Here is a 14160-nt window from a genome sequence, read left to right on the forward strand (position 1 = left end):
TCACCTTCAATCAGATATGTTGAGTTCATTTGGTTTAAAATACACCTGGGAAAACACATGACTTTTTACGGGTATTGTTATATCTATGGAAAAGGTAGATTTATCTATTTTCATAAAAGTAAGCTTTTTCCTGTAGGATAACTCTATACCCAGCTTATTTCTTTTATTAACCTTTACATCTGTACCTGGCAAAAATACTGTTGTTAATCTGCCCCTATCAATTTTATATTCATCTAAAAGCTCCTCATATCTAACTAATACAGCATTATTAAACCCCCCTACCTTTTTAGCCATATTAACTGTAGTTGTTGTAATGGTATTAAGATTTTTCCATGTAGTATATGTTCCCACTAAGGAACCTAGTATGGGTAAAAACATTAAAAGGGCAAATATTACAACCAAACCAGAGAGATTAGACATACCCCTCTGGTCTTTTAAGTGTTTTCTGAAATTTTTTCTAATGTTCATCAACATTATAACACCTACTTAAAATATCTTTGGGAATACAAAAATATCACTGCCATTAACTGCTTGGCTAAAGGTAGCAAACAGATCACCTGCTATTTTCACAGTTTGCTCCTTAAAAACAGTTAATAATGCTACTACCACAACTACAGCTATAGCCAATCCAAAAAGTTTGTTCATAATCCATGTCCTCCTTAGTTATTATTTAAAAAAATCAGATTTTTGATATACACCCTTCACTTCATATTAATAATCTGATTTTAATTAAAGCAGATTCAAAAATAAACTAGTCATCTTATTCCTTCTTTTAATTTTTTATCATTACTCAACCCCCTACATACAGTAAGTATGACGGTGACCAAAGTCCTGGAAAATATCAAAATAACTTCTTAACCTAGCCTGTTTTTTCATATGCTTAAAACTGTTTTGCAAAATCATAAAAGAAAGATAGTATAATTGCTAATCCATTCATGGCCATTATACTGTAGAGAACTATTGCATTAATTCTCTCCAAGATTTCTGGTCTTTTATTCATTTCTTCTTTGATATTATTAAGGTTCATTTGCCTAATTTTCTCTTCCTGAATTGCATAAAGGGCGTCAACATTTTCTTTACTAGTCTCTAATCCAGTAATAACTGCCATTATGTAGTTTTGTATTGCATTTATACCTATTTTATCTGCAAAATCCTGTAGTGCTTCTTTTTCAGATACACCCGCTTCTAGTTTCGCATGTAATATCTTAAGATCGTAGTATAATGGCCCTTTTGAAATCTTCAAATAGTCTTCTATGGTATGTATTATATTTTTATGTGGGGAATATCTTAGAGTCCTGGCAAAGCGAGGAAATTCCTTTAGTATATTACCATTTAATTCATCTATTTTCTTTTCCAGCTCAGCATCGGGTTGGAAATACATAAACACTGCAAATATTACACATATAGCAAATATTGTTACAGAAAATAGGCTTAGTACCAATCCTAATAAAATCATTATGCTTGGATAAATAATCTTTTTTGCTTGATGTTGTTCTGGCCCTATTTTTTCTCCAACTCTTAATAGGTTTCTTTCCAGACCTTCTCGATCATCATTACTTATCTTTACCTTTTTATTTACGAAGTCCGAAAATGGTTTTAAGGCTTCTTCTAAGAATGGAACCTTATCATCATTACTGTATTCTTGAATCCACTTAGCTTTTTTCCTTGTTTTCTTGCTTATTCGAAGTATAAGCATATCCTTAAGCTTATATAAAGCAACAAATATAGAGGTACTTATAATTAATGAGTATAGGGATTGTGTATTCAATTTTTTATATCACCTCTTTTAATTTAATCGATTTCAACTCTGATGGGCTTATTGTATTTATATAGAAAATAAGTACAACCTATCATTATTAGAACTACAACCGCTAGTCCTATTTTCCCCTGGGAGGTATACACAATTAAATCATAATATCTCCTATAACCTGCTCTTAAAATCAGCAGATTAAGGGGGAAAAATATCAAAGTTGCCACAAAATTTCTAATATATTTCTTTCTTATCAGATCAAATTCGCCTTGAACCTGCTGAATATCTCTAAGGTCTTCCGGTATTGTCATCATGGTATATTTTAATTCTTCCCCTTGAACTTCTGTCTGAATAGCCAAGTCAATAAATTCCTTGAAATAATAGTTATCGACTTTATCCTTCAGATTTTCTAATGCCTCAACCACATTTATGTTTAAAACCTGTACCTCATTAACGAAGGATGTAAAGTATTTATTTAAGGGGTTAGGAAGTTGGTCTAACTTCTTTTCTACGGCTATAACAAAATCTTCTTCACTCATGAACTGAGCAATTATATTCCCTAGAGAGGTTGGTAGGTTTTCCTCAATCACTTTAAATTTTCTTTTAGCTTTTTCCTGTATATAGAAAAAGGGTATTACTGATGTAAAGCAACCAAATATTATCATCAATAGTGGATTCCTTAGAATCATGCCTGCCATAATACCTGCAATACTAGATATCAATGTATAAACCAGAAATTTCTCTAAGGTTAGTTCTATCTCCGATAGTTCTATGGTATTTTTAACTTTCCTTTCTAAGCGTTCCCTTAAATTGGGTTTGATCCTTAATATCTCTTTTCTTCTGTTTTCTTTTAAAATCTTTTCATAGTTCTCTATTCTCCTCTTTTCCTTCTTTTTCCCTTTAAGTATAGGCCTAAATGATATCTTACCTTCAAATCCAAAAACAGTGCAAAGCAAGGTGAAAATTGCTATAAATATAGAGAGGCTTATTATCAATTTATAAACCAAAGCTCTTTCCATTAGTTCCCCTCCTTAATTCTCTGTTTTTCCCTTTAAATATATATTTGCAATTCCTTTATCAATCCCAGCTTCTAAAAACCTTTGATGAAGTATGTTGCTTATGTTACTATTAAAAACATGACGGCCAATAATACTTTTTCTATAAAATTTTTCTCCGGTTAAGGGATTGATATCCTGTGTCTGCTCAATACCTATTGGTTTAAACTTAAATATCTCACGATATTTGAGCCTTCCACCTTCATAACCCTCAAGCTCAGATATACTCATTATCTTTCTACTTCCATCCTTTAATTTTTTTTGAAATATACACAGGGGAAATGCATTGATAATCATATCGAGTATCATATCTTGTGTAAGGGTGGTTGAACCCATCATATACATTTGAAGTACCCTTGTTGGTGCATCGGCTGGGCCATTGGCATGAAAGGAATTGTAAATCTGATGCCCTGTATTTGCGGCTGCAACAACGGTTTGTGCCTCTTGTCCCCTCATTTCTCCCAAGACCATTGTTTCAGGTGATTGTCTCAGGGAATGAATAAGTAGGTCAAGAAGGGAAACTCCGTTTCTTGTTTCCCAAGCAATTGCTCCTTTAACATTGAGTTCAGCAGTATCTTCCATAGTTATAATCCTTCGATCACCATTTTTTTCAACTAATCTGGTGAGGATGGTTTGTAATGTTGCAGTTTTACCACTATTAGTTGGTCCTATTACCATATTAGAAATCTCTGATTCCCCTAACACATCCAGAAATTCAAACATATTTTTAGTGGCAGTCCCAAAGTCAATTAATTTTTCAGCAGTAAAAACCTCTTTTTTTTGCTTTCGTATAGTAAGATTTATACCACTTAGGGCATTTGGGGATATTATACAAGCAACTCTTTGTCCATTTTTTAATCTCGCATCTACAATAGGTGAAGATGGGGAGAGGGTTTTACCCACAGTTCTTACAATTTTTTTAGCAATATTTATGGCCACATTTTCAGATGTAAATTTTTTACCTGTATAATATTCTCTACCGTCTACTACTATCCTTATATCAAAGGGAGAGTTTACCCTTATTTCCTCTACACTTTCATTTTCAAGGTATTCAGTTATAACCCCAAAATCCAAAATTTCTAGATTTATAGCCTTTATGGTTTCATCTAGTCCATCTACACCTTCAACTTTTATGGCTCTAGTCCTAACAAACTCTGCTACCTTTTCCTTAATCTTTTCCCTAGCATAATCATTTGACAATGTATCCTCAAATAGATCGGAATAATTATTTGTAAGGTATTTCCTAACTTCGTCTACTGAATTTTCTAATGCCCTTTCAGTTCCCTCTGTGATGGTAGACTTAATCTCTCTTCTTTTTTGAATACCTGCTAAGTATTTAGCTTCATTAATATTAGGTATAAAATTATTCATTGGTTACACCTACCTCAGTATTCCCTTGTTTCTTCTTATTCCTTGTTCTTAAAAATGAAAGAAATTTTCTATTGATGTTTACTACTTCTTCATCGGTATCTTCCCTTAAAAGTACTTCATGTAGATTTTTTATTTGCCTTTGAACCACTCTATCTTTTATATTCCCTCCTGCATCAAATATTGTTTTCCCTTCATTCATATCCTTTATTACATTTCTACTAAAGGGTATAAAGCCTACGGGCTTTATATTAGTTATGGATTCTATATCTTTTAAATCCATTATGCCGATATCCTTATTAACGATAAGTACAAGCTTATCCTTTTTTATGTTCAGTTCGTCGAACTGTCTAAGATATTTTTTTAAAGCAAACAAGCTATTGATATCATTATCAATTACAATGACAATTTTCTCTGCATAAAACCAGCCTATGTAGCTTGTAAATTCAATATAGGAAGTAGGTAAATCTATAAACAACAGGTTGAATTTTTCCCTAGATATTTTCAAAAGTCTTTCTATATGATTTTGTTGTAGTTCATGTAGACTATCTACTTTATCACTTGGATTAAGGCCTAGGACGAAAAGATATTTCTGCTCCCTATTGTTTTCATGAAAATTAACTATTACATCCCTATCGTTGTCAGTAAATAAAGCATTTTTGAGGCTCTTATCCTTATCAAGCTTTATATTCAATAAGTGGGGAAGTGATGAATATTGTCTGTTAAAGTCTATAGCGCCGGTTAAATAGCCCTGCATTGCTGAATACTTTGCTAATGCTGCTGTTAAAAAGCTTGTCCCCGTCCCGGACTTTGGACTCCATACAGCAAAAACTTTTTTATCAATCATTTACGATAAACCCCCCTCCTTGGCTTTCCTTATTATCCTCCAAGGAAGCTTCTACTTTATCTTCTACAGCTTCCTTGGTTTCCTTCAGCTCCTTATTTCCCTTTATGTTGGCTATTCCCTTCTGGTCTCCCTCATCTACTATTTTTGTTTCTTTTTTCTGCACTAACACTCTAGGTCTTAATGCAAGATGTATTGTCCCATCATAAATTCCTTTCACAAGCAATTGTTGTTGCTTTATATCAGCCTTAACAGTAACTACTCCTGGCACTATGGAATTATTAATATTGGCATTTCCACTTTTAGCATCTTCTATGGAAATACCATTTTTGTTTGCCACTTTAATTACTTCTAATTTAGAAAGCTCATCATAAGTCAACACTTGACTTTCAGTATCTCTATCCCTGGCTTGTTTATATATTATTACCCGTACTTGGTCTCCTTTTTTAGGTATTCCTCCTACACATTTTGAAAGATCGGTTTCAAAGCTTATCCCATCAACAGATGTGTCTTCATACAGAAAAGCTTCGTCGGGGATTTTCTTATCTTGAAAGTATTTCCCTATAGCAAATTCGTCTTTATGCATCGGAACCATAGCATACTTGCCAATAATCTCATTAGAGTCAGTAACAATATACTTAGGCAGATTATAGCTTCCTATTTCTATTACCTCGACGTGTTCATTCTTAACCTTCTGATTTTTCCCTATATTCTCTTTAAGTCTTACTACCATAGTCGTTTGCCTAGTTTTCTCCATATCCTTAGGTACAAGATAAAAACCTGTTGCGATGGCAACAAATAGTGCAATGATAATGATAAAAATACTCTTTAGTCTTCCCTTCATTCTTCTTTACCTCCTATATGCTAAATATCTTTTTCAACAATCCTTTTTTACCAGACTCCCCTATATTTGTCCTGTATAATGCTCTAGCAATTCTTTCAATACTATTGTCAAACTCAATATTCTTCCCATAGGCCGCCTCTCTATTTGCCATGGCTTCAGCTATGAGTTCGAGTCTATTAGGTATAAAAAACATCCCATCAAAATCCAAACTATATTTTTTTACTCCAAATAATTCAATGTCCTTAAAATACTGCTTTATCTCTTTGTTTGAAAGATTTTTTATATTTATATCCTTGTTTATAACTAATTTTAGTTTCCTAAGGTTATGGCTTTTTAAGGGTAATTTATAGGGAATGCCATTTAATGTTGATAGCATTTTATCGGCTACTATTATTTTCTCATCGCACAAACATAGTATTTCGTTGATAAGCTCATTATCTAAACATCTAGATATATCAATAATCACAATATTACTTTCACTATTTCTAACTATAGTATTTATCATATCCTCAGTTACTTTATAAATAGAATCCCTGTGATCAGTAAAAAGCTTAAGTCTTTTAGTAATATTTATTTCATAGGAGGAAATACTATCAATTTCTTTTTGATCCTGTGTATCCTTATATAGCCTTTGCATTTTTAAATAGTCTGAGCTATCTATAGAAAAATAATATAGCATATCCTTTTTAAAATAGTCAGTATCAACTAAAGTCACATTTAATTTATTCTTTGCGTAGCACATAGCCAAATTAACGGCTAAAGTAGTTTTACCCACGGAATATGAACTATATATACCTATTATTTTTTGATAGTCTTTTGGTGTTCTATATACGATTCTTTCCTTTACCACAATAGCTTTTTTACCACCATCTTTAGTTATATTCATTTTGATATCTTCTAAGGAAGTTCTTATTGAATTATCATAGATTTTCTCTGTTTCATCTGTATTTATTGATAATCCATAATAACTTTTAGCTTCATTTTCCGCTCTGGGATTTAAAGAAATATAAACAATATTTGATATGCTAGCATCCTTAATAAATAGGCAGTTATAGATTCCCATATCATAAATATTTCTTATGTAATTTGATTCATGATATTTGTTGTTAAGGATATATACTATATTAAGTTTTGGAAATCTGGATCTAATATTATTTAGATATTCCTCTTGTATAGGTTGATTATGTTTCTCCACATCCCCTTCAATAATCAGAATATTATATTCCCCATCTTCATTGAGAATTTTCTCTATTTCAAATAACCGAGATACCTTACTTATTTGTGGAAGTTGAGATTTCTTTTTAAATTCATTATAAAATCCTTTAATCAGTTGCTCATTCCCATTAGAAGCCTTAAAAGCCAATAGAACTTTAATCATAAAACCATCTCCAAATTTTGTATAATTCCTTATTATGAATTTTCTCATACATTTTGTTCTAATGCAACAAAATTTTGTATTTTTCTTCTTTTTATTTCTTTTTATATCATTTATTACCTGTTAATATTAGTCATTTTTCGACATGTTTCCCATTTTCCCAAACTTATTTTTTTGCATAAAAAAAAGACCATCAATTGAAGATAGTCTTTTTTTTAGAAATATAGTTATGTAATTTTTATCTTTTTCTCCTTAAAAATGTAGGAATATCTAACAATTCACTATCATTTTCCTCTGGCTTTGTTTCTTCCTCTTTTTCAGCAACATTATTATTATCACTAGCATTGCTTATTTTATTAATATTATTAATGGTGTTAGTAGTACTATTGCTATGGAACCCAGTGGCAATCACTGTGATTCTAAGCTCGTCCTTTAATGCTTCATCTATAACAGCACCAAATATGATATTAGCATCTGGGTCAGCGGCTTGAGAAACTATTTCTGCCGCTTCATTCACCTCAAATAGTCCAAGATTTGAGCCACCTGTTATATTAAGCAATACTCCCTTAGCTCCATTGATAGATGTTTCTAACAACGGACTTTGGATAGCAAGCTTAGCTGCCTCCGCAGCTCTATTTTCACCATTAGCTTTTCCAGTTCCCATATGGGCTAATCCTTGCTCATACATTATGGTTTTTACATCGGCAAAATCCAGATTAACCAAGCCTGGAATAGCTATAAGATCCGATATACCTTGTACACCTTGTTTTAAAACATCGTCAGCTATTTTAAAGGCATCCATCATCGAAGTTTTCTTTTCAACTATTTGAAGTAATCTATCATTAGGAATGGTAACCAAAGTATCAACCTTTGACTTCAACTCATCTATTCCCTTTTCAGCATGCATCATTCTTCTTTTACCTTCAAACATGAAGGGCTTTGTCACAACCCCTACTGTAAGAATTCCCATATCCTTGGCAATCTCAGCAACTATTGGAGCTGCCCCTGTACCAGTTCCTCCACCCATTCCAGCAGTTATGAAAACCATGTCTGCACCTTGAAGGGCTTGATATATATCATCTCTACTCTCTTCTGCCGCCTTTTTTCCTACTTCTGGATTAGCCCCTGCTCCTAATCCCCTTGTTAATTTTTCACCAATTTGAATCTTATACTCTGCTTTTGAAGTATATAGTGCTTGTTTATCAGTATTTACAACTATAAACTGTACACCCTTTAAGTTTGATTCTATCATTCTATTGACAGCATTATTTCCGCCGCCACCAACGCCTATAACTTTTATTTGTGCAAATTGTTCTACATCAATATCGAACTCTAACACGAAATAACCCCCTTCATGTCGATTAACTATATGGAATAATAGTAAACTGTATTCTCTTATTATTTACTAAGTATTTTATCATTTCCTAGTTAATTGTTAAATAATATAATACTACTATTTCAACATAATTTCTTAATTTCCTTCTTTAAAACTAAAATAATTACCTATTGTTAAATTTTACAATTAACATTCTTCTGATTATTGCAAAGTTCTGGAACAATCTTGACCCAAATGTGAATATAGCTGCATAATAAAGAGGTACACCCATTTTGTCACCAATATAGGCCAATAGTCCTGCTATAACAGCATTACCTATGAAACCAGTAACAAAGATGGTTGAGTTGAACTTATTTTCTAAACTAGCCCTAATCGCTCCAAAAACTGAATCGATCGCAGCCAGTAAAGCAACGGATGTATACGCCGAGTAAATCATGGGAAAGGTTATTGGCAAATAAAAACCTACCACCAATCCTATTATAATACCAAAGATTGCTATAATCAACTTGTTCACCTACTTTTTTGTTATTGTTTGTTTATTCATTAAATCCATATCATATTTTGGAATTTTTATATAGGTACTTGAATTAACTTCAACAAAAATACCATAAAGCTTTAGCATGTAACCATATGCCATAGGAGCATTAATTGCGGCCTCAAGATGCTGTGGATCTCCAATAGCCCTTATGACAAATGGATGTCCATATTCTTCTCCATTGATTCTAATAGTGTAGCCAGAGCAATCAATCTCTGATGTAGATATTACTCTTTGTTTATTTATGGATATAGCTTCAGCACCTGCTGATTTTAGATCATTTACTATATTTAGCACATCTACATCATGGACTAATACATCGGCAGCATCTTCTCCCTCATACAACTCTCTGGTAGCATCATCCATTATAACAACGACTCCCGGTCCATAAACATCAGTAAGTCCCGAAATAGTCTTATAATCATTTATCTCTCTATACAATAATTCCGTTATATCCCCATCCTTAATTTTTGTCAATCTAAATTCATTAATTTTATTTTTACGATCTTCTATCACTGTTTTGAGTTTAATTATTTCAGCCTTTTCCTTCTCCAAGCTCTTCTTAAAATCCTGAATTTCATTTAAAGATACATATTCATAATCACCATTCATACTCTTAAATTGAAATGAAATTAGAATACCTAAAATAACTGTCAGAATCAGAATATTTAGCCTTACATAATTTTTTTCCATTAAATCACTCCAAAGCTATTATTCGTCAACAGGCTTAGCAAGCTTATATTTAACTACATCATTATATCTATCGATTTCTAGCTCATCAAGCTTTTTAATATCTACCTGTAGATTTAAGATTTCCCTCATCTCACCTACTATTCCATATCTCCAATCTAAAGCTGATTTCAATGTATCAGCATCACCAATAGTTTTTATAACAATAGGTGGTGCAGTAGGCACAGAGTTGATTTGTAAACTATTACCCGCCAGTTGTATTTCAGTATTTGCTATGATCCTTTGACCATTTATAGATATTGCCTCGGCACCAGCTGAGTTTAGATAGTTTATTATTCTTAGCAAATAATCATATCTATACATGATAACACTACCATCTACATCGTATCCAAGTTCCTTTGGGGGATCATCTATAATCACTTCTATACCAGGCCCTTTAACCCTTGTAAAACCACCAATCACCTTGTACTTTTCAAGTTCTTCATTTAACCTTTTTATTATTGCACTACCCTCTGAAGCAGATTCTTCAATCTCTTTAAGCTTTTGCTCATAGGAATATAATTCCTCGGTTAAAGTTTGCTTTTCCTCCTGGGCCTTTTTTAATTCACCCTTCAACTCTAAGAGCCTTTGGCTAGGGACTCCCCCTTCTAAATAATTAGCCTGTACTATTCTAAATTGTAGAGCTAACACAATTCCCAGAATAGCACACATAAATCCCAGTAAAGCTTTGTCCTTAAAACTCTTCACATTAATGCCTCCTATTCTCCAAAAGGACTGTAGGTAGGATAGCCATCATGGCTTATATCAACAGTTCCTGAATTAACATTTTTACCTATTAAATCATCATATATTGCTTCAAAAATCTTAAATCTTTTAGTTAAGTTTTCTCCGCTTCCAAATTCAACTTTGAATTTCTCATTTATATACAAAGTAATATTTTCATTATTGTAAACAATTCTGGGTCTAAAGATTAAATTTGAATTCTCCATGAGCGTACACAAAGCCACGGCCTTATTTAAAGCTTCTTCATTTTCTACTTTTATACTTTCCCCCTCTAAAAAGCTTTCAAATTCAAAACCTTCAATAACGCATATATCATTTATATCATGGGAAGTATATAAAATAACTCCTTCATCGTCTATGATAAAATATATACCCATATAGGATGCCGCTGCTAACTTTTTTCTTTCAACAACGTCAATCATTAGCTTATTAGGCAACTTCCTTTTGATTGTTACATCCTTTACTAGTGGACATTTTATTATCTTATCTCCTGCTTCAGATAATTTGATTTTAAAAATATTTTCACCCATCTGTATTCCCGAATAAGAAATAATCTCTTCATTAGTAAGCACTTCATTATTGACAACGAATATATTACTTATATCAAAGAAATTAGTTTTGAATAGGATAATAAATATTATTGCAGACAATAAAAAAAATATAAGGAAATACAATCTTATTTTACCATATCTTACCTTTTTATCAACCCTATGTTTAGATTTATTCATTTTTTCCCCCTATAAACATCTGGCATTATAGTATTATACATCAATTGAACAAGATTAGAAAGCCCTGTCATCTTAATTTTTTATGACTTTCTAGAACAATAGGTATCGGTCATCCATTGTTTTAATCCCAAAATATTCGACCAAAGAGCTATTAAACCTAGCCTTGTGCTTAAATAAACCCTTTAAGTCATATAGATTTCCCAAAGTCAAACTTAATTTATACATCTCAAAATATCCGATGCTTCTAGGGATTTTTTATGCATATAAATTAACTGTTTAACTAGAATATATAACACTTGTCCAACTATGGCTATTATAAATAGCAGCATTTGATGCCGCTATTCTACTCCACTCTTTTTATATCAGCGCCCAACTGTTGAAGCATAATGTCTAAATTATCGTATCCTCTTTCTATGTGTTTAATGTTCTCAACAATTGTTATGCCCTCCGATGCCAAACCAGCTAAAACTAATGCTGCTCCACCTCGCAAATCCTTAGCTTCAACCTTAGCACCAGTTAATTTTTCAGTTCCTTTTATAACTGCTACTCTTCCATCGACTTTAATTTTTGCTCCCATTCTCATTAGTTCCTCAGTATGCTTAAATCTGTTTTCAAATACGGTTTCAGTAACTATACTAGTCCCATTGCCTACAGTCAATAGGGATACAAACTGAGGCTGCATGTCTGTGGGAAATCCGGGATAGGGTAAGGTTCTAATAATATCCACAGGTCTTAAGACAGAAGGAGAAATTATTTTTAGCTGATTTTCCTTTTCAATAATTACACATCCAACTTCTTTAAGCTTTGCAATTACAGATACTATATGATCCTCTATGACATTAGTAATAGTAATTTTACTTTTAGTTATTGCTGCGGCGACTAAAATAGTACCTGCCACTATTCTATCTGGTATAATCCTATGCTTTACATCACCTAAGCTATTAACTCCTTGGATTTCTATTATACTACTACCAGCACCTACTATCTTTGCTCCCATACCATTTAAATAGTCTTGCAGGTCAACAATCTCTGGCTCCTTTGCCGAATTTCTTATTATGGTTTTACCATTAGCTAAAACTGCTGATAGCATGATGTTTTCCGTAGCCCCAACGCTAGGATAATCTAAGTGGATTTCTGCACCCTTTAGCTTTTCGACTTCACATTCAAGGAATCCATGGGCCTCTGAAATTTTTACACCCATTTCCCTTAGCCCCTTTAAATGTAGGTCTATTGGTCTATGACCAATTTCACACCCACCAGGATAACTAATCTTTATCTTACCAAATCTAGCTAGCATTGGGCCCATTAAGAAAATCGATGATCTCATTTCTCTAACAAGGCTTTCATCTATCTCATGGGTGAATATTCCTTTTGAATTGACAACTATTGATTTATCACTTTTTTCCACTTTACACCCTATAGACCTAAGAATTTTTATCATGATATCTACATCTCTTAGATTTGGATATCCACCTATAACACTTTCTCCACCATTTATAACTGATGCGGCTAAAATTGGTAATACAGCATTTTTAGCTCCACTAATTTCTAATTCTCCCTTTAATTTTTTCCCACCATTAATCAAGTACTTTGACACATAGTTCACCTCCGAGAGCATTGAGAAATAAGAAGAATATATAACTATTCTATGCATAGCTCTCACAGGTGTTACAATTACTTGTTAAATTAGACCCAAATTACCCATATAAAGTTCAAAACTCTAATGACTGCATATGAATAGCTAAGGTCAGTCGATCTCATTTTCTGTATACTTGGAAATATTAAGTAGAATTCCTATTGCCGCCATAAATATTGCTAAAGAGTTTCCTCCAAAGCTAATAAAAGGTAGAGGTATACCCGTAACAGGCATAGAGGATGTTGCTACCGCAATGTTTATTATAACCTGTATAGCAATCATGGCTGTAATTCCTGTAGCCATCAGAGAACTAAATAAATCCGGTGCATGTATAGCTATTCTTATCCCCCGCCATATGAGGAATAAAAATAGAAGCATAACGGTTACACATCCAATGAAACCTAATTCCTCACCTATAGTTGCAAAAATAAAGTCATTTTGAGGTTCCGGTATATAAAGCTTATTTTGAACACTTCTTCCAAGTCCCACTCCAAAAAGGCCTCCAGACCCAAGGGCAAATAAAGACTGAATAACTTGATATCCAATGTCCTTACGATATTTAAAGGGATCTAGAAAAGCTGTAAATCTAAGCATCCTATAGGGTGCAATCATTATCAAAATACCTACCATGCCTACACCTGTGGCTCCCAGCAATACCACGTGAAGCCATCTCATTCCCGCCACAAAAAGCAGTGACATTATTATAAGGGAAATAGTCATAGCCGTACTTAAATTAGGTTGAAGTATTATTAAACCCACATACACCCCTATAACTATTAGATAAGGAAATACTCCTTTAAAAAATTTATCTATATCCTTTACCTTTCTCGTAAGGCTATTTGATACAAAAATGATGGCACAGATTTTTGTAACCTCCGAAGGCATGATAGTTATATCCCCTACCCCTAGCCATCTTTTTGCTCCATTTATATTTATTCCCAAGGGTGTTAATACTAACACCAATAAAACAAGACTTAGTAAATACAATGGAAAAGCCAACTTTTTATATCTTTTATAATTAAAGTTCATAGTGAATATCATTGCGAATATTCCTACCACAGCCCACAATAGATTTTTTTTCAGGAAATGATAACTGTCCTGTTTATTATAGAATGAATAGTATTGGCTAGAGCTAAACACCATTATTATTCCAATAATAACCAATATGAATACAGTTATCATCAATGTAAAGTCAAAGGACTTTTTTTTGGTCATA

Annotated in this window: 15 protein-coding genes; all 15 read right to left on the bottom strand. The window is 32.8% G+C overall.

Going from position 1 to position 14160, the window contains the following annotated elements:
• Positions 1 to 6: 6 nt before the first annotated feature.
• Complete coding sequence (locus N4A68_05570; protein ID MCT4563773.1) at positions 7 to 468, bottom strand: DUF4320 family protein; 462 nt, start codon at positions 466 to 468, stop codon at positions 7 to 9.
• Positions 469 to 486: 18 nt separating this feature from the next.
• On the bottom strand, positions 487 to 645 hold the full coding sequence (locus N4A68_05575) for a hypothetical protein (GenBank protein MCT4563774.1): 159 nt from the start codon (positions 643 to 645) through the stop codon (positions 487 to 489).
• A gap of 235 nt (positions 646 to 880) precedes the next feature.
• Complete coding sequence (locus tag N4A68_05580) at positions 881 to 1768, bottom strand: hypothetical protein (protein ID MCT4563775.1); 888 nt, start codon at positions 1766 to 1768, stop codon at positions 881 to 883.
• A 23-nt stretch (positions 1769 to 1791) separates the two neighbouring features.
• Positions 1792 to 2769, bottom strand: coding sequence for a hypothetical protein (locus N4A68_05585; GenBank protein ID MCT4563776.1), 978 nt, complete (start codon positions 2767 to 2769; stop codon positions 1792 to 1794).
• Positions 2770 to 2781: 12 nt separating this feature from the next.
• Positions 2782 to 4176: an ATPase, T2SS/T4P/T4SS family gene (locus N4A68_05590; GenBank protein ID MCT4563777.1), complete on the bottom strand. Its 1395-nt coding sequence runs from the start codon at positions 4174 to 4176 to the stop codon at positions 2782 to 2784.
• Positions 4169 to 5020 carry a hypothetical protein gene (locus tag N4A68_05595; GenBank protein ID MCT4563778.1) on the bottom strand — a complete coding sequence of 284 codons (852 nt, stop codon included), beginning with the start codon at positions 5018 to 5020 and terminating at the stop codon, positions 4169 to 4171. The genes N4A68_05590 and N4A68_05595 overlap by 8 nt, the downstream gene beginning before the upstream one ends.
• Entirely contained in the window at positions 5013 to 5861 is an 849-nt protein-coding gene (locus N4A68_05600; protein ID MCT4563779.1) for a hypothetical protein, read from the bottom strand. Before N4A68_05600 ends, N4A68_05595 begins: the two co-directional genes overlap by 8 nt.
• A gap of 13 nt (positions 5862 to 5874) precedes the next feature.
• Complete coding sequence (locus tag N4A68_05605) at positions 5875 to 7239, bottom strand: hypothetical protein (protein MCT4563780.1); 1365 nt, start codon at positions 7237 to 7239, stop codon at positions 5875 to 5877.
• Between the two features lie 235 nt (positions 7240 to 7474).
• Positions 7475 to 8575, bottom strand: a complete 1101-nt coding sequence (gene ftsZ / locus N4A68_05610; protein MCT4563781.1) for a cell division protein FtsZ — start codon at positions 8573 to 8575, stop codon at positions 7475 to 7477.
• A gap of 160 nt (positions 8576 to 8735) precedes the next feature.
• The gene (locus N4A68_05615; GenBank protein ID MCT4563782.1) at positions 8736 to 9074 is read right to left on the bottom strand and encodes a small basic family protein; all 339 of its coding nucleotides are present in this window, start codon (positions 9072 to 9074) and stop codon (positions 8736 to 8738) included.
• A 12-nt stretch (positions 9075 to 9086) separates the two neighbouring features.
• Positions 9087 to 9800, bottom strand: a complete 714-nt coding sequence (locus N4A68_05620; GenBank protein ID MCT4563783.1) for a DUF881 domain-containing protein — start codon at positions 9798 to 9800, stop codon at positions 9087 to 9089.
• 18 nt (positions 9801 to 9818) lie between these two features.
• Positions 9819 to 10544, bottom strand: a complete 726-nt coding sequence (locus N4A68_05625; protein MCT4563784.1) for a DUF881 domain-containing protein — start codon at positions 10542 to 10544, stop codon at positions 9819 to 9821.
• Between the two features lie 11 nt (positions 10545 to 10555).
• Positions 10556 to 11308, bottom strand: a complete 753-nt coding sequence (locus tag N4A68_05630) for an FtsQ-type POTRA domain-containing protein (GenBank protein MCT4563785.1) — start codon at positions 11306 to 11308, stop codon at positions 10556 to 10558.
• Positions 11309 to 11651: 343 nt separating this feature from the next.
• Complete coding sequence (gene murA / locus N4A68_05635) at positions 11652 to 12905, bottom strand: UDP-N-acetylglucosamine 1-carboxyvinyltransferase (GenBank protein ID MCT4563786.1); 1254 nt, start codon at positions 12903 to 12905, stop codon at positions 11652 to 11654.
• A gap of 150 nt (positions 12906 to 13055) precedes the next feature.
• Positions 13056 to 14159 (bottom strand): putative lipid II flippase FtsW, encoded by a 1104-nt coding sequence (gene ftsW, locus N4A68_05640; GenBank protein MCT4563787.1) that lies wholly within the window; start codon positions 14157 to 14159, stop codon positions 13056 to 13058.
• Position 14160: the final 1 nt, after the last annotated feature.

It is taken from the genome of Maledivibacter sp., from assembly GCA_025210375.1.
GTDB lineage: Bacteria > Bacillota > Clostridia > Peptostreptococcales > Caminicellaceae > JAOASB01.